Raw genomic sequence first — 18,804 nt, 5'->3', positions numbered from 1 at the left:
TTTTTTTTTTTTAAAATACAAGCATAAAACTGAAAATTTTTTCATATTTCGTTTAAAAGTTTATATTTATAAGTATTTTTTGTTAAAAATTCCTATATAAGGTAGATTTCTCAGTTCTTCTTTATAATCTAATCCAAATCCAACTAAAAATTCATCTTCTACTTCAAAACACGAATAATCAGCTACTAAATTTGATTTTCTATTATGTGGTTTATCCATTAAAGTTACAATTTTTAAGGATTTTGGTTCTCTGTTTTCTAGAATTTGTTTAATTTTTGATAATGTTATTCCACTATCAATTATGTCTTCAATGATTAAAACATCCTTACACTTAATGTCCTTTGATAAATCCATAATAATTTTAACGCTACCTGTTGATGAATGACCTCCATCATAACTACTTGCAGTTATAAAATCAATGCTGTGATCTACTTCAACTGATTTTATTAGTTGTGCTAAAAATGGGATTGCTCCTTTTAATAATCCTACCAAAACTAAATTTTGTGAGTCTTTATAATTTGTGTTTATCCATTTAGCACATTCTAAAATTTTTTGTTCTAAAAATTCTTGTGAATAAAGTATCTTTTCAACTTTCTTATGTTTTTGCATTTTTCCTCCAAAATTTTATAATAAAAAGGACAGTAAAAGTCCTTTATATTAATTATAAATGTTCGATTTTTTGAATTTTAATTGTAAACTTCTTAGGCCCTTGAACTTCGATTTCTTCACCTTCATGTTTTCCATACATAGCTTGAGCTAATGGTGAATGCGTAGAAATTTTGTTCTCAAATGGATTAGCATCATGAGAACCTGTTATTTGCACAGTCTTTGTTTCGTTTTTTTCAACAATAAAAAATGTAACTAATGAGTTGATTCCAACACCTGAATCTTTTTTATTTTGATTAGATTCAATAATTTTTGCATTATCAATAATTTGTTCAAGTTCTTTAATACGTGATTCAACAACACCTTGCTTTTCTCTGGCTGCATCATATTCAGCATTTTCAGATAAATCCCCTTGAGCACGCGCTTCTTTTAAAGCTTCTTGAACCGCTGGACGCTCAACATTAACTAAATGTTCATATTCTTTTTTATATTCATCAAATTTTTCTTGTGAAAGATAAACTAAATTTTTATTTAATGTAGACATATTACTCCTATATTTTATTTATTTTACATTATTTTCTATTTTTTTAACAATAAAAAGAAATCTTGTTGAAAAATATGATATTTCATAACTAATTTTTTTAATTTTTAAATCATTTAACAAATTATTTATTTCTTTTCTTTTAAAATTCTTTAAAGAAATTAATAACATACCTTTATCGTTTAATTTTTCATAAAATTGATCAAATAAATCAAACATTTTTTTATTAGAACTAAAAACACCAACAAAATCAAGGTCGCCAAAATCATATGGTTTTATTTCGTTAGGAAACTCTTTTGCTTTTTTATACCTTATTTTAGTATATTTATCAAATTCAAATTCATCAATATCATAAAACAATGGTAAATTAATTTTTTGATTAACACAAGCAAAACTAAATTCATCATTTTTAGCAATAATTAAATTTTTAGCATAATTATTTAAAATAATTGTATTAATAACACCTTCAATATCAATCCCTTCTGTTTTTGAAGGAAAATCTTCTTGTAATTGAAATGGCAAAAGACCTAATTCATTTCTAATTGATCTTATTTGTTCAAGTGCTTCTGCTTGTGATTTAGCAATATATTTTTTTGTATATTTTTTAACGTAAATTAAGATTCCTATATATATTGAAATACCTAAAACAAAAATTATAATAGCAGAAATCATTAAACCTATTTGTGTTTTAGTCATTATTGCCTCATTTGTGTTTATAATAATCTAAATAATCTTGCAAAATTATTTGTGCAGCTAATTTGTCTTTATTTTGTTTTCTTTTTTGTCTTGTCATACCAGATAAAATTAAAGTGTCATGTGCTTTTTTTGTTGAATATTGTTCATTTACAAAAAGGATTGGTATATTAAATCTTTTTTTAATTAAATCAGAATACTCTTCTACCATCAAAGTAGTTTGTGATTTTTCACCAGATATTTTTAAAGGATAACCAATTATAAAACCATCAATTTTATACTCTTTTAAATATAACTCTATTTGATTTAAAACTGTTTCAAAATGTCCTTCTTGGTATTTTAAATTCATTAAAGCACTTGAAATAATTTCATTTTCATCTGTTATCGCAAAACCACATGAACGTGATCCAATATCTAACCCAAGTTTTCTCATTAAAAATTAAGGCTTTCTAAAACTTCTTTTAGATTTTGTGATGATTCAATAGTACCCATAACAAGAATATTGTTTCCACCACCTCTACCATTGAGTTTATTAAAAATTTGATTTGCTATTAATTTTGAATCATATTTTTTAGAAGCAACAACTAACATAGATTTTGAGTCTTGTGAACCTAAAATAATAATTGCATCTTGATATTTTTCTCTTAAAGTTCCTGCAATGCTTTTGATTTGAGATTTATCAATATTTGTATTAAGATAAACTTTATTTTCTTTAATATTTAAGAATTCAATATTATCAAAATCAAAAGAAAATTCTTGTTGTTTTTGTTTTACTAATGCAACATAATCTGATTTGATTTTAAAGTAAATTTGATCAAGGTAATTAACTGCTTCTTCTAAATTGACGGGGATATCTAAACTAAAATCATAATCTGATTTAATTGATTTGTTTTTTGTTATTGCTTTTTCAACTTCTACTATTAAATTATCTTTTTTGTTTTCTAAGAATTCATTAACAATTTCATTTGATGAAATAGCTCTAATACGAAATACTCCTGCTGATTTTTTTTCAACACTAACAATTTTAAAGTTTTCAAGTTTTGATGAATTTATAAGGTGAGTACCACCACATAAATCAGCAGTAATGCCGTTGAATTTAACAATTCTAACTGCTTTTGAATCCATGTATTCTGCTTCTTCAAGTGTTAAAATTGCTCCCATATCTTTTGCCTGATCAATTGTCATTGTTAAATATTCACGATTTGAGGCTTTTAAAATATAACTTTTAACAAGATTTTCAACTGCATTTATTTGTTCATCAGAAGGTTTTTTATCGCTTGGAAAATCAAAAGTTAATCTTTCTTCGTTATTATCAGACCCTAATTGTTTAATTTGTGCACCTAAAACTGTTCTTAAAGCACAGAATAACAAGTGTGTTCCTGAGTGATTTCTTTCAAGACCTAGTCTTATATTTTTATCTACAAAACAACTTGCTTTTTGATTTTTTTGTAAATGACCTTCAATTTTGTGAATATGATTACCAAATTTATCTTTAAAAACATCTAAAATAAGGATTTTTTTACTATTTTGAACTAAATAACCTCTATCGTGTTTTTGACCACCAGAAGTTGCATAAAACGGTGTTTTGTCTAAAATAACATAACCAATACCATTAATTTCATTCACTTCATTTTCTGTATCTAATAAATGTAAAATATCTGATTCAGACTCTGTATAATCATAACCAATAAATTGATCAACTTTTTCTTTTATTAAAGTCAATGAATTAATCACCTTATCCATACCAGAAATTTTAGAATTTCTACTTAAATCAGAGTGATTTTGTTTTGCTTTTTCATATGCTTCTAAATCTACAGAAATATTTTTTTGTGCCAAAATTTCAATAGTTAATTCAATCGGAAAACCATATGTTTCAAAAAGTTTAAATGCTAATGCACCATCAAAAACTTTTTCATCACTGTTCATATGTTTATTTAATAATTCTTTACCATTTTCAATTGTTTTAGAAAATGATAATTCTTCTTCAAGAATAATTTTTTCAATATTTGATGTTTCATATTCAAAAGGTAAAGTATTTTTAACAACTGAAACAAGTGTGTGCAAAAATGGTTCGTGTATGTTTAAATGCATTGCTATATAAGAACTTCTTCTAATTAATCTTCTTAAAATATATCCTCTACCAACATTTGAAGGTTTCGCACCATCTGCAATAGCATTTACAACTGTTCGCATATGATCTGCAATTATTTTAAATCCAGTATTAATTTCTCTTTGAGATTTTTCTTTAGTGAAGTAATTGTTGACATCATATTTATATGTTGTTAATTTTTCAATTTCTTTAATAATGGGTAAAAATAAATCTGTATCAAAATTAGTTGGTGCATCTTGTAAAATAGAAACGAGTCTTTCAAAACCAGCACCAGTATCAATATTTTTTTGCTTTAATTCTGTGTAATTACCTTCTCCATCAGAATTAAAAGTTGAAAAGACAATATTTCAAATTTCAATAAATCTATCATTTTCTTCATCGTTTTTTAGTAATTCAATACCGCGACTATCAAACTGTTCTCCACGATCAAAAAAGATTTCAGTATTTGGTCCACATGGTCCAGAACCAACTTCTCAAAAATTAGTTTTCTTAGTACCTGGTATTAAATGTGATTCATCAAAACCTTGCTCAATTCATAAATTTTTAGTTTCTAAATCTTCAAAATAATATGTAAAATAAAGTTTACTTTTATCTAGTTTTAAAACATCTAATAAAAACTCACGAGCAAATTCTATTGCTTCTTTTTTAAAATAATCACCAATTGAAAAATTACCAAGCATTTCAAAGAAAGTATGATGTCTTGAAGTTACACCTACATTTTCTATGTCATTTGTACGGATAACTTTTTGTGAGTTAACTAGTCTTGGTGCAGGTGATGTTTTTTTACCTGAAAAATAGTCTTTTAAAGTTGCTACTCCACTATTAATCCATAATAATGATGGATCATTTTGTGGTACTAGACTTTTTGAAGGAACTAAATAATGTTTTTTTGATTGAAAAAAATCTAATCATAATTGTCTAATTAATTTTGAATTCATATTTCTCCTATACATATGTTAACTTCTTTTTGTCTTGATAAATTTCATCAATTACTGCGCCACCAATACATTTATCTCCATCATAAAAAACAATTTGTTGTCCTGGTGTTACTGCCGATGAACCTTGTGGATAAAAAACGTGTAATTTATTATTATCTAAGATGTTAATTTCAACTGGTACATCTTTTTGTCTATATCTAAATTTTGCGCTTAAGTTGTTTTTATTGAAATCAGAATGGTTAAAAGTGTAATTTGAAGCAATTAAATTATTTGATAATAAATATTCTGGTTTTGAATTAGGTGCAACATATAAAATATTTTTAAAAACATCTCTACCACAAACATAATAAGGCTCACTCATACCACCTAAATTTAAACCTTTTCTTTGTCCGATTGTGTAATAAAAAGAACCAATGTGTCTTCCAACTTTATTATTTGTTGTTATATCAACAATATCCCCTTCTTGTGCAGGAATATAGTTTTGTAAAAACTCAGTAAAGTTTCTTTCACCTATAAAACAAATACCTGTTGAATCCTTTTTATCAGCAGTTACTAAATTTAACTCCTTTGCTATTTCACGGATTTCACTCTTTTCAAGATCTGATAAAGGCATTATTACTTTTTCAAGTTGTTGATGAGTTAATTGAGCTAAAAAATATGTCTGGTCTTTATTTTGATCTTTTGCACGATAAAGTCTTCCATCTTTAACTTTAGCATAATGACCCATTGCAATATAATCTGCTTTTAATTCATTAAAAGCATAATTAGCAAATGCTTTAAACTTAATATATTTATTACATAATATATCTGGGTTAGGTGTTCTACCTTTTTTATATTCTTCAATAAAATTTTCAAAAACATCATTTCAATATTCAGTCACAAAATCTACTCTATATAATTGAATACCAAGTTTTTTTGCAACTTCTTGTGCATCTTTATAATCTATTTCTTGTGGACAATTATCACCAATTGCAAAGTTGTTATTTCCTAAAATATCATTATTTAATGCACTGTCTCAGTTACGCATAAATAATCCTACAACTTCATACCCTTGTTTTTTTAATAAATATGCAGCAACTGATGAATCAACACCACCACTCATTCCTATCACAACTCTTTTCATATTAATATATATTATATATATTTATGTATATTTTAAACTTAAATTATGCTGGATTTTAATAAAAAATCAAGACTTTTTAATCTTGATTTTTTAATATTATTCAATGTAATCTGATGAAGGAAGCGACGCCAATCAATTAATTGCTTTTTGAATTGTACGTTGCATTGGTTCTTTTCTATGTCTATATTCTGCACCGTATTTTTGATCTGACATAACAATCAGAGTTTGTTTATGTGGTTCTCTGAAATATCCATCATATTCATAAAGCATAAAGTTTCCTAATGGGTTTCCTGCTATTGAAAACTCAGGGTGTTGTTCATATAATTTTTGTACTTCCCTACCACCAAGAACTGGGGCGATTTTATAATTATCTCTATTACCTTCACGTCAGTTATGATACCTTTTTGAACTTGCACTTTTTCCTAATTGAATACCTGAAACTGACCATTTATAATCATAGTATGTATTTGCAGGATGCTTAATATAACCATAATCTCTTGTGTCTCAGTGAGCATTTGTTACAAGTTCAGTTAGTTTTCAAAGTCATGCACTTCTTAATGAACCAGTTTGTGTTCCTTCTCCAACTGTGTAGTTTGATCCAGTTTGTGGAATAGCAGAGTTTAGGTATTTAAATAATGAACCAAATGCTTCTGTTGTTCAACCGTTATCAAAGGCGATAAAGTTCATTCATGAACTATCAATATTTGTATATGTTCCATAGTGAGCAAATTCAGAATTTTGAATATTTACTTTAATTCTTCCAGAGTCAAGTGCTCATGCTCTTGCTTCTTTTTGAGGATCGTTATATGTAGAATCATTTCTTAGAACTGCTTTTTGGTAATAATCATATTTTGAATCATTTAAATAAGTATCATTATTTGAATAAATAAATCTTGGATAACTTCTATTATTGTTATTATCTTTTACAGCAAAATCTGCAAATTCAAGTTTATATAAGTATCCAGCTTTAAATCCACTTAAATTATTAAATCTTAATGTTAAATTACCATTATTATTAGTTTCAGATTTTTGTAATGAATTTGCAGGAATAACTATATCTAATTCATGTCTTAATGATCTATTTTTAAATCTCGGATCTGACACTTGATTTCCTGTGTTTGCTGTTCCTAAGAATTTAAGACGAACTTCACTGTTTGTATCCATTGATAAATTAACAGAAGTTAAACCAATGATTTCAACAGTATATTTGTATGAAGATTCAATTAAATCTCGAGCACTAAGATTGCTTTCACCTTCATTTTGTTCGATTCAGTTAACACGAACATTTTCAGCAATAATATTGTGAATTGACATATTAAATGAATTATTTTGAGAAAGTGAGTTAACAAATTTTTGATTTGAATTTAGTACATCGTTATCATTTAAATTACCATTATCTGATCAAACGATGTTATCAAGTGTATAATCTCCATCCCTCATAAATTTATCTTTATTAAGTCTAAATTGAACAGTATCGGAATTTAATCTAACACCACTTGAAACAACTTTGCTTCCGTTGTTATTTACAACTAAATAAAGAGTTCTATTGTTGTGTTTTTGAGCATATCTTGATAATTTAACATTAACTAAAACATCTTCATCTGTATATCTTGATTTAACAGGATTAAATTGTGTAAATTCGTAGTAATTACTAATTGTACTATTAATATATGCATTAATTTGTTCAATATTTGTAAGTCTACTTTTAGCGTTTAAAAATTCTTGTTTTTTAGCAGTATTTACTGTTTTATTAATTTCATTATCAAGTTCAGCCACTTTTTGATTTCATTTATTTTGTGCTTCATTAATTACAGCATTTAATTCAGATTCAGTTACATTTGGATTAGAAATTATGCTGTTTAACCTGTTTTTATCATTTGATTCTAATTTTTCAATTGCTTTTTGTGCTTGTGATTTTTTAAGGTTTAAAATTTCATTAACTCTTGCAATTTTAGTTTCTAATTGAGATTGTGTAATTGATTGTGAATCAATATTACTGTTAAGGTTTTCGTGTGAAATTGTGTTTGCACTTAATCTGTTTATTAAGGTTTTTGCTTGTGATCTAAGTGGTTCAATTACTTCATTAACTTTTGCAATAGTTGTTTCATAATCATTTTGTGTATTAGAATTAGTAGTTAATGCTTTTCTTTGTGTATAAACAGAATTATCATTATTTAATCTTGCTAAAGCGTTATTAGCATCTGATTCTAAAGCATCAAGTTTATTTTTAACTGCTTGTTTTGCACTTAAAATATTTGAAATTGTTTCATTGTCATTGTTAATAATCGCTTCTTTTTCGCGTTTAAAGTTATCATTTGATAATCTTCTTAATAATTCAGTCGCACCTTCACGTGCTTTTCTTAACTCTTCTTGACGAATATAATCGTTAACTTGTCTTGTAATATTATCAATTTGAGCAACTGTTGTTTGCTGACCGTTGTTTAGAAGGTTATTGAATTCTGTTCTTTTTGTTGCATTAACAGATTGAAGTCTTTCAATTGCTTTATTTGCTTTTGATAAAGCATCTTGAATTGGTCTAACTTTTGCTTCAACTAAACCAACTTTTGCAGTTGTATCCGCTCTATTTAGTTCATCTTGTAATGCACCTCTATTTGCTTCAGGTATTGTACTAATAACTGTTTTACCTTGTGCAATTCTATTTTTAAGAGCAATAGCATTATCTTTAACACGATTATAAGTTGCAACAGTGTTTGCACGTCTTAAATCTTGTTGTAATGTTTCTTTTTGTGCTTCTGTAGAAAGTGAATTAATTGCATCTTCTGCATCTTGTTTTGCTTTTTCAATTTTTAAATCTTCGAAAATACGAGCAAGTTCTGGTTGAGTAAATGCTTGATTAATTCTGTTTTCTCATGCAGTTCTTGTGTTTTGTCTTAAACTATCTTTTGCAACATTAACTTTGTCTAATTCTCTTTTTACTTGATCTATTTGATTTGAAATAGAGTCAATTTTCGCAATTGTATCTGCTGAATTAGAATTTCTTAGATTACTAAAGTGAGTTTTGTGTGCTGGTGAATTTGCAAATGTTGAATCAATTTTAGATTGCAATGCATTAGATTTTGCAACTGTTTGTGATGCAAGATTTTTAAGTACAACTAATTGATCACCATTTGAATCAGCAAGAATAAGACGACCATTTAATTCTGAATGGGCATTTTCAGGTAGCTTATTAATTTCTGAAACTGTATCATTAAATATTTGTGTATACCTTGCTTGTGCTTTTGTTTTTTCAGAATCAACTACTGATTGCTCAGTTGCTCTTTCAACTGTTTGTCTTGGGTTTCTTTGCTCAGAACTTGGAAGTTTTGTAATTTCTGCAAGTGCTTGTTCTTTTGCAATTCTAAGATTTTCTGCTTCTTGAGCGATTTTGTTATCAATTTCTCTTTCTTTGTCTACTAAATTAGAATTTAAATTATCTAATTGAGTATTCATATTATTTTTAAATGAAGCATCTTTTACGCTAGCAAGTTTTGCTTTAAGTCTTTGAACTTCTTTTTCTCTTGCAATTTTCTTTTCGATTTCAATAATTGCTGATCTTGTGTTTGCTGAGTTTAATTCAGTATTAAGAGTTTGTTTTCTTGGTGAATCAGATAATTGATTTAACTTAGTTAATGCTTGTTGTTTTCTGTTATTTACAATTGTATTAATTTGATTATTAATAGTTTCGTATTTTGCTTGTGTAGGGTTATTGTTTGCAATACTGTTAATTTCTTGTTTTAATCTATTGTAATCATCGTTTTCGTTTGCATAAGCACCATTTAATAAATTATTTTCTACTTTAATCCTATTTATTTCAGTTTCAGCACTTGTTTTTAGTCTTGCAAGTTCATTATTTAAATTAGTAATTGCATTTTCAATTGCTTGGATAGTATCTGCTGGATTTGAATTTTGAGTTAAAACATTATTATTTGCATTAAATTTGGCTTTTAAGTTCTCTAATTCAATTCTCTTTAGTCTTAACTCTTCTTTTGCAGCATCTCTAATTTGATTTACAGCAGAAATTGTTGTTGCATTATTTATAGCGTTAAGTTTGTCATTTTTATTAACTAATTTATTAACTCATTGTTTTGCTTCTTCTTTTGCCGCCGCTAAAGCTTGATCTGCATTAAATTTCTCAATTGCTTCTGTTCTTATATTATTAATAGATGCAACAGAATTTGTTCTATCCACTTGTGAATTTAATTCACTTTGTTTTGTGGCATCAAGTCTTTGAATTTCTTTTTTAGTATATTCTTTTGCTTTTGCAATAATTTGACTATTTGCTTCATATAACTGTTTTACAGTATTTTTATCATTTAAGTTAAATTCACTTCCACCCTCAAGCAATTCTAATCTTTGTGATTCAACATCTTGTTTAACTGAATTAAATGTTTGTGTAGCATCATTGAATATTTTATTATATTCATCTTCTGTTGTTGCGTTTTTAAGATTTCTATCAAATCCAACTTTTGAAGTATGTCCTTCAAGTTTTGCAACCGCTTCTGTTGCTTTTTGTTTTGCTTGATTAATTTGTTCAGTTACTTTTTGTTTTGCTGTGTCAATTGCTTGTTTTGTAGTTGCAGAATTAATTTCGTTTAATATAGTTGCTTTTGATATGTTTGTATTTGAAAGCTTATCTGCTTCTTCTCTTGTATCTTGTTTTGCAATTTCTAATTCAACTGCATCTTTTTGAGCATTTATAGCGTTTTTGGTTGTTGCATTATTAATTTGGTTTTCAAAATCTGCACGTTTTTGAGGATCTTTAATTTTATTAAGATTTGCTTTTGCTTCATTTCTTAATTCGTTTAACCTTGTTTCAACAGCATTAATTAAATCGTCATATGCTTTTTGTGTATTAGTTGTTTTTGCTTGGTTTAATTCTGTTGTTTTTTCACCATCAAGTTTTGCAACAGCTGATTCAGCATCTTTTTGTTTATTAGAAATATTAGTTGCAACTTCTGTTTTAATTTGTTTAATTTCAGATTCTAATGTTGCTCTGTTTAATTTTGCTTGTAATTCATTTCTTGGATTATTATTTTCAGTAAGTTTATCAATTTCTGCTTGTGATTCTTTTCTTGCATCATCAAGTATTTTTTGACCTTCTTCTTGTTTTTTAATAATTGCTTCTGGATCGTTAGATGAAGCAACAAAGTTTCTTAATTCTGTTTGTTTGTCTTTTGAAACATCTAATTTATCAATAACTTCATTTGCTGCTGTTTTAGCGTTACTTAATTCAATTATTTCATTACGTAATGCTTGATCAACATCAGAAGCTAGTTTTGTTAATTCTGCTAGTTTTGAATCCTTGTCTGCATTATTAGTTGGACGAGTTGCTTTTATTGAATTAAGTTTTGTTTGATGAGGTTCTTTATTTCTTAAATCTTTAATTTTATCTTCAACAACTTTTACTTTTTCATAAACTGCTGCTGCGTTTTGTAAATTATTAATTTTTTCAAATGTGTCTGCTGATTCTAATTCAGTTGTTACTTGTGCTTTTTCTGTGAAGTCTCTTGAAGCAATATCAGTTTTAGCATTTTGTTTAATGGTATTAAATTCATTATCTAAATCTGTGATTAATGAATCTAATGCATTTTCGGAATCAATTGTATTAACTGTTCTTTCAAATCTTGGATATGAAGTTGAACCAACAAGTTTTGCAAGTTTTTGTTTTGCTGTTTCTTTTTTGTCATTTAAAGTTTTCTTAGCAGCATTTTCAACAGCTTTTACAGCATCTAATGTTGTTGCTGCTTCTAAATCTGAATTTAATTTTTCGTTATTAGTTGTAACTTTATCAACATATTGTTTTGCGTTAGTTTTAGCAGTTGCCAATCTTTTATCTTGATCTCTTTTATCACGATTAATTTCTGCTTCAATAGCATTTAATCTAATTAATGAACTTGCAGAGTTTATTCTACTTTCATATGTTTTCTTGTCTCAAAGTGGTTGAATTAATTTTAATAAATCTTCTTGTTTTGCTTTAACTTCTGCTTCTGATTTTATTCTGTTTAATTCTGAAACATTTGTTGCCGCTTCTTTTCTTGAAGTAAATCCTTGTTTTGCAGTGTTATCATCAACTTCATTAATTGCATTTTGTGTATTTTCTTTTGCAGTATTAAAAATTTGTGTTGCTTGATTTTGAATATCAAGAATTTCATTTTGTGATTGAGCGTTTTCCAATTGTTGTTTTAAGTTATTATAGTTAGCAACACCATTTGCTTTTTCAACAACTGCTTTTGCTGTGTTTTTAAATTCTTGAATTTTAGCATTAATTTTATCTCTTACAACTTTCGCTGCTGCACTTGTGTTTGCTTGGTTTAGTTCTTGTTCAAGAGTTGTTTTATCATTTAAATTATTTAACTCTTGTCTTATTTGTGTTTTTAATTCTTGTAATTCACGTTCTTCTTGTTGTTTGTATGCTTTAATCTTGTCATAAACAACTTTTAAATCATCAATAACACGTAAAAATTTATTTTTGTCACCACCAACTGTATGTGCTTGATTAATTTCAGTTGTAAATTCTGATTTTTTAGTTTCACTTTCAAGTGTATTAAGCACATCTTCAGCAAGTTTTTTAAGTAAATCATTACCTTTTTTAAGTTCTTCATCAAGTTTATTTGTAGTATCAGCACTTGAAATAGCGTTTATGATGTTTGTTTTTTCACTAGAATCACCAGGAATATTATTAATTTTTTCTGTGTAAGATGTTTTAACTGATTCTAAGTAAGATTTTGCTGCATTATCAACATTAGCAATAATTTCTGCTTCTGTTTTTGCATTATCATTAGCAGTAACTAATTCATTATATTTTGAAGTATGGAATGGTGCTTCAGAATCACGTCCACGTGCTTGGATTTTGGTGATAATACCATTTTCACCTTTTCTTGCTGCTTTTTGTTTATCAATTTCAGTTTGAACACCTTTAATAATTTCTTTAACTTTAGTAATTTCTTGTGTAGTATCTAATTCTGATTTTAATCTTGCTCTTTCAGTATTTGTGTCTAAAAGACGTTTGAGTTCTTCTTCTGCTTGTTCTTTTAATGAAGCTAGTTCACCAATTTCTTGTTTTCTTGCTTCTTGTGCTGCTTGTTTTGCATCTGCTAACTCTTTTGTTGTTTGAGCATTATTTAATTGTGTTTGAAGTTGAGCTTTCTTTGTTTGATCTTGTAATCCATCAATAATTGCTTGTATTTGTTCGCGAGTTATTTGATTTTCGAGATCTTTTTTAAGGTTATCTAAAGTTAGAATATCTGGTGCAGAGTTAATAGCACTTGTTAATTCAGTAACTTTTTCTTGTGATTTTACTTCTGGAAGTTTTGATAAAAGTTCTTGTTTTTCTGTATTGAATAACTGATCAGCACGATCTTTTATGTTTTTCATTCCAGATTCAGTTTGAGTTCCCGCAAGGTTATTTTCTTGTGTAGATTTTTCATTACGCCCATTTAATTGTTTAACAGCATCTGCTGCTTCTTGAAGTTTTTGAGCAAGATATTCTTCAATTTGTGCTTGCACACGTGCAACTTCTTCATTTGTTCTTGCGTTTTCTAAAACTTGTGCAAAATCTTGTCTTTTTTCATTATTGATATCAATTAAATCATTTTTTGAATTTGCAACACTTTTTAGTTGAGCAAGATTATTGTTGTAATTTTGTTTAGCATCAATTTCTTTTAAAAGTGCATCTAAAACAACTTTTGAAGTAGCAGCATTTATTCTGTTTTCAAAATCTTGTCTTTGTTCTTCGTAAACGATTTTTGAAGGTAAAGTAGCAATAACGCTTTCTTTTTCTTTTTGAAGTTTAATATCCTCTTGTAATTTTAATAAATCACTAATTGATTGTGCACTATCTAACTGATCTTTTAATCTACCTTTAACAGTTTGATTACCTACTGTTTCTAGATCTGATCTTGATTTTGCAACTTGTAGATTGTAAATATTTTGCATTTCTGCAATATATCCATCTAATCTAGATTCACTAACATATCTTTTATCTAAGGTTGCTAAAATATCTGAATATTTTTTGTGATTTTCTGCATCGCCGCTTAATTTAGCAAGTTCATTTTGGTAATCACTTCATTTTTGATCAATTTGAGCAAAAACATGATCCCTTACTTTTTTGGATTCTGACTCTGTAACTCAGTGTTGTCTTGGTAGTGTATTATTAGGATTTACAAGACGTTCTAGTTGTAATTGTGTTTCATTGTTATATTCAACAAGTTTTGTATCAATTTCAGAACTTAATGCATTTAATTCTGTTTCATTTTGAGCACTTAAAATTCTACTTTCAAGAACATCGTGTGTTTGTGTAGAAACATTAATAATTCTGTCGTTTTTTTCTTTAACTTCTAAACGAATTGTTTGTAAGCGATCAATTGCTTGTTGTTTTAATTGATCAATTACTATTTGTGTGTTTGCTTGATCAATTAATCTGTTTAATTCAGCATTATTAATCAATTTAGCCGCTTCTGCTTTGGCTTCATCTCTTAATTTTTGAACCTGAATATTTAATTCTTCTAAAATTTTATCAACTGTTTTTAAATCAGGTGAATGGTTGATATCAAAATCAAGTTTACGTTTAACTAATGTATCTTTTAATCTCTTAGCAACTTCTGCTTTGGCTTCACGTTTTTTATCTGCTAATTCATCTTGTTCTAAAGCGATAACTGTATCAATGTTTTTAACTAAATCTCTTGATTCAGCAAGCGTGATATTTTCATTATTTGCTTGATTTGTAAATAATTCTTTATTTTCATCTTTATATAAATTATTTACTTTTTCAAGAACAGTTGCCTTATTTGCAGCAATTTCATTTTTTTCTGCTTGTAGTTGAGCTTCAATTTCTGCTTGAATACTATTAATCGCTTCAACAGTTGGTGCTTCAGTTAATTTTTCTTGAAGATTTGCTTTTTCTGTTTCATCTTGAACAGTATCAAGTTTATTTTGAGCCATTTCTCTAGCAGTATCAATATTAGTTGCACCAACAACATCACTTAAAAGACTTTCAAGTTCACTAATATTTTTAGCTTGAATTAATTTTTCTCTAAATTCTGGTTTTTTAGGATTTTCATCTCTTAGTGAACCAAGTGCTAAAATAACTTCTGATTTTTTATCTCCAAAGGCTTTTTCTGCTTCTTTAATAATATCAGTGTAAGCAACTTCAGAATTAGCTCCACCAAAATCAAGTTTAAGTTTATTATTTAATGAATCATTACCAACAGTTTTATCAATAGAATCAAGTGCTTCTTGTCTTTTGTCTGATAATAAAGCTTTTGCCTTATTAACTATTTCAGAAACTTCTGTTGGTGATTTAGCTTTTTCTAATTCATCAAATAATGTTATTTTTAATGGATTAGAGTTACTTAATTTAACGATATCATTTTGTGCTTCATTTTTAGCAACAAGTAATTCTCTTGCTTCTTTTTCTAAATCAGCATCAATTTCTTTTTCAAGATCTTTTAAACCTTGAATTTCTTCTGATGATTCAATTCTTTTGTTGTATTCTTTTTTATCAACTAATTTATCAGTTTTAGCACCTAGTTTATCTTTAAGTCTTTCTAATTCGAGAACTAAATCAACTTTTTCTTCTAATTTATTAGCTTCTTCAAGTGAGTTAACAAAGTTTAATTCATCTCTTAAATTTGAAGCACTATCAAGATCTCTAATTTTGTTAATGTTTGCTAATAATTGTTCTTTTTGTCTTCTGAGCGCTTCTTTTTCTTCTTGTTCAGAACTTAAAATTTTATTTATTTCTTTTCTTGCTTCTACAAGTTTTGAAGCAATTTCATTTTGATCAATATTTGCTTGATTATTTGAATCTACAACCGCATTGTCTACTAATGATGTTAATCTTGTTTTTTCTGATTCATCATCTATATTATTTTTAATAAACTCTTTAAGTTCATCATGTGTTAATTTATTATCTGATTCAATACGTTTGTAATTATTTGCCGCAGTAATAATATTAACTAATTTATCAGAAGTGTTCGCTTTTTCTAATTCAGCTTGTAATTTTGTTTTTTCTGCTGTATGTTCAATTGATTCAATTGCTTTTTTAGCTAATTCTTTGTTTACTTCAAATTCGTGAATTCTGTCAATTTCTGATTTAATTTTTAGCGCATCATCAAGTGTTTGTGCATTTTGTAATTTTTCTTTAAGTTCTTGACCCTTTGTTTGGTCTTTAATTAAATCAGCTGTTTGTTGACCATTCTTTTTAGCTTCTTCAAAATTATCAATTTCAAGAGCTTTATTTAAAATGTTTAAATAATCTCCAGCAGTTGCATTTTCACCTAGTTTATTAAATTGCTCTTGTAATTTTGCTTTTTGATCATTTAAAGTATCAATTTTATTAATTGCTTCTTGAACTTTTTTACCTAAATCATCAAGATAATCCTTAACTTTAACAGTTATATCTTTGAAATCTTGCTCAGTTTTTGCATCAACAAATTTTAATTCAAAATCATTTTTGGTTGCATAATCTCCAGCAAGTCTATCTATTGCTGAATTACTTTTACTTTTGGCATCTCTTAAAATATCGTTTGCCATTTTACCAAGTTCTGAAATTGATTCATCTAGTTTTGCTAAGTTTAATTTATTAATTAATTCATCTCTTTTTGGATTATTAATTTTATTAATATCATTTCTAACTTTTTCTCTTAAACCTTCAAAGTCTAATAATTTATTAAGATCTTTTTCAACTTTTGAAAGTTCGTTAATATCCGTTGCATTTTGTATGTCTTTTCTAAATTTTTCTTTAATGGAATCAGAAAGATTTGAATTATCAAGTTTGTTTAATAAAACTTCTTTTTTTGCTCTTAATAAAGCATTTTCACCAGAGTTTTCTTTTAAATAATCTTCAATGTCTTTCTTGATATCAAGCAATGTTTCATCATCTTGTGCTTGATCGATTTTATTTGCAAATTCAGCATTTTTTTCTGATTCAGTAACTGACTTATTTAATTCTTTAACTTGTTTTTTTAATGCATCAAATTCACTTTGTTGTTCATCTTCAATAATACGATCAATTTTTTTAAGAATATCTTTTAAATCAGAAAGTTGTGACGCATATAAATCATCATAAACATTTTCTCTATCATAATCGTTATGAATTTCTCTTGCTTTATTAATTGCTTTTGTATATTGTTCTAATTCATCTTTTAATTTTTTAAGTTTTTCTAGATCTGTACCAGCTTTATCTAATTTATTATTGAATTTATCTTTTAATTTACCAGGGTATGTTGAAATAGTACCAGAGTTTTCGATCTGGATATTTTGAATATCTTGTTTTTGTTTATTTAATAAATCATTTAATCTTAAAAGTTGTTCTGTTGTATTGTCAATATAACTTTTTTTGGTTACATCTTGTTTTGCAACAATATTTTGTTTTAAAATATTTGCTTGTTCTTTATCTTGCAAATCATTTATTTTTCTATCAAATTCTAAGATATTATCAAGTGATTTATTTAAATCAATAGCGTGATTTACTAAATCTTCTAAGTTCTTAACTTCTGATAAACCTAATGAACTTACATCTACATTTTTAACAGATGCTTTCTTAGTATTAATAGAATCATTTAATGCTTGAAGTAAGTAATTTAAAACTCTTGCTAATTGATCATATTGTTCTGGATTTTCATAAACATCCTTAACATTTGATAACTGTTTATTTAATTTTGCAATTAACTTTATCAGATAAACCAGAGTTGTTAATACTATTGTTTACTCTTTGGTAAAGAGCTAAATAATCTCCTAGTTTTTCGTTTCATGTTCATAAAACACCTGTTGCTGTTGCAATAGAAATTAAAGCAGTAGAACCTGATAAAAGTAATGAAGATAGTTTCTTTTTGTTGTTAACCATAATAAACCTTTCAATAGTTTTTTAATCAATTTATTTTATTTGAACATAAATAAAATATTAATTTATAAATAAAAGAAAGTTATTAGATAAAAAAGTTTTATTAAAAATATGAAGTTAAATATATTTTTAATATATAGAAAATAAACTATAAATCTGTAATATAAAATGTATTACTTAGTACTAGTTAAAATTTATAAGTTTATTTATTTTTTCTTTTATTTTTCATTTCATAATATATATATATATATTAAAGGTAATTATATAGTATAAAAATAAAAACAAAAATATTAATTTTTGATAAATTATTATGTCTTTTTAATGTTTATTTTGTTGTATAAAATATTTTTTAAAAAAATAAATTTAATTATAAAATAACAAGTAAATTTAGCCTCAAAAATATTTTTAGAACTATAATATAGTGCTAAAAAAATCGTAATACGAACAAGTGGGAAAGATATAAAATATTTAAAAAAAGTAAAAAAATAGAGAAAAGGGTTTACCATCCTCTCCAAGTAAATATTAAATATTTTTATTCATGCATATCAAATATAATTCGTCAATTATATTTATCGATAGGATTTCTCCAACTGATTTGTTTCTGGTCAAATACTTTGTCTGGTTTTTCATCAGTTCTTTAGTACATAATTCTTATAGATAATTCACATTACCTTCAACAGACACACACTGTTTGGTATCGTTTTAAAGGCACCACCACAGTACTCATCAAACACAATGCGGAATTTACTAAAACATTTAAAACACTTAACACTTATTTCCACTTTAATCTCTTCTGTAGATTCTTACATCAAAAGTTGTTCCAAACTCAAGATTAAATGCTTTATGCGCGAAAACACATTATTCAGCCATCTATTTTTTTAAATTATACAATTTTTTTGAATTTTATTTTTAAATATTTTAACTATTTAAATCATTAAAATAGATTTATTT

Annotated in this window: 8 protein-coding genes; all 8 read right to left on the bottom strand. The window is 26.6% G+C overall.

All coding sequences use genetic code 4. The annotated features are described in order from the left end of the window. Positions 1–66 precede the first annotated feature (66 nt). Complete coding sequence (hpt, locus tag BU00_RS0101390) at positions 67–609, bottom strand: hypoxanthine phosphoribosyltransferase (protein WP_027121171.1); 543 nt, start codon at positions 607–609, stop codon at positions 67–69. Between the two features lie 52 nt (positions 610–661). After that, the gene (greA, locus tag BU00_RS0101385) at positions 662–1,150 is read right to left on the bottom strand and encodes a transcription elongation factor GreA (RefSeq protein ID WP_027121170.1); all 489 of its coding nucleotides are present in this window, start codon (positions 1,148–1,150) and stop codon (positions 662–664) included. 18 nt (positions 1,151–1,168) lie between these two features. Next, on the bottom strand, positions 1,169–1,843 hold the full coding sequence (locus BU00_RS0101380) for a BC85_0335 family putative methyltransferase (protein ID WP_036458834.1): 675 nt from the start codon (positions 1,841–1,843) through the stop codon (positions 1,169–1,171). After that, the gene (gene ruvX / locus BU00_RS0101375) at positions 1,836–2,273 is read right to left on the bottom strand and encodes a Holliday junction resolvase RuvX (RefSeq protein WP_027121168.1); all 438 of its coding nucleotides are present in this window, start codon (positions 2,271–2,273) and stop codon (positions 1,836–1,838) included. The genes BU00_RS0101380 and ruvX overlap by 8 nt, the downstream gene beginning before the upstream one ends. Further along, on the bottom strand, positions 2,273–4,888 hold the full coding sequence (gene alaS, locus BU00_RS0101370; RefSeq protein WP_027121167.1) for an alanine--tRNA ligase: 2,616 nt from the start codon (positions 4,886–4,888) through the stop codon (positions 2,273–2,275). The genes ruvX and alaS overlap by 1 nt, the downstream gene beginning before the upstream one ends. A 7-nt stretch (positions 4,889–4,895) precedes the next feature. Further along, positions 4,896–6,011, bottom strand: a complete 1,116-nt coding sequence (gene mnmA / locus BU00_RS0101365) for a tRNA 2-thiouridine(34) synthase MnmA (protein WP_036458830.1) — start codon at positions 6,009–6,011, stop codon at positions 4,896–4,898. 96 nt (positions 6,012–6,107) lie between these two features. Then, positions 6,108–17,414: a hypothetical protein gene (locus BU00_RS0101360; protein ID WP_027121165.1), complete on the bottom strand. Its 11,307-nt coding sequence runs from the start codon at positions 17,412–17,414 to the stop codon at positions 6,108–6,110. 247 nt (positions 17,415–17,661) lie between these two features. Continuing rightward, on the bottom strand, positions 17,662–17,856 hold the full coding sequence (locus tag BU00_RS0101355; protein ID WP_027121164.1) for a hypothetical protein: 195 nt from the start codon (positions 17,854–17,856) through the stop codon (positions 17,662–17,664). Between the last annotated feature and the right edge of the window lie 948 nt (positions 17,857–18,804).

The organism is Mycoplasma leonicaptivi ATCC 49890, from assembly GCF_000622205.1.
Taxonomy (GTDB): Bacteria; Bacillota_I; Bacilli_A; order Mycoplasmatales; family Metamycoplasmataceae; genus Mycoplasmopsis; species Mycoplasmopsis leonicaptivi.
This window is presented reverse-complemented; position numbering and strand designations above follow the sequence as displayed.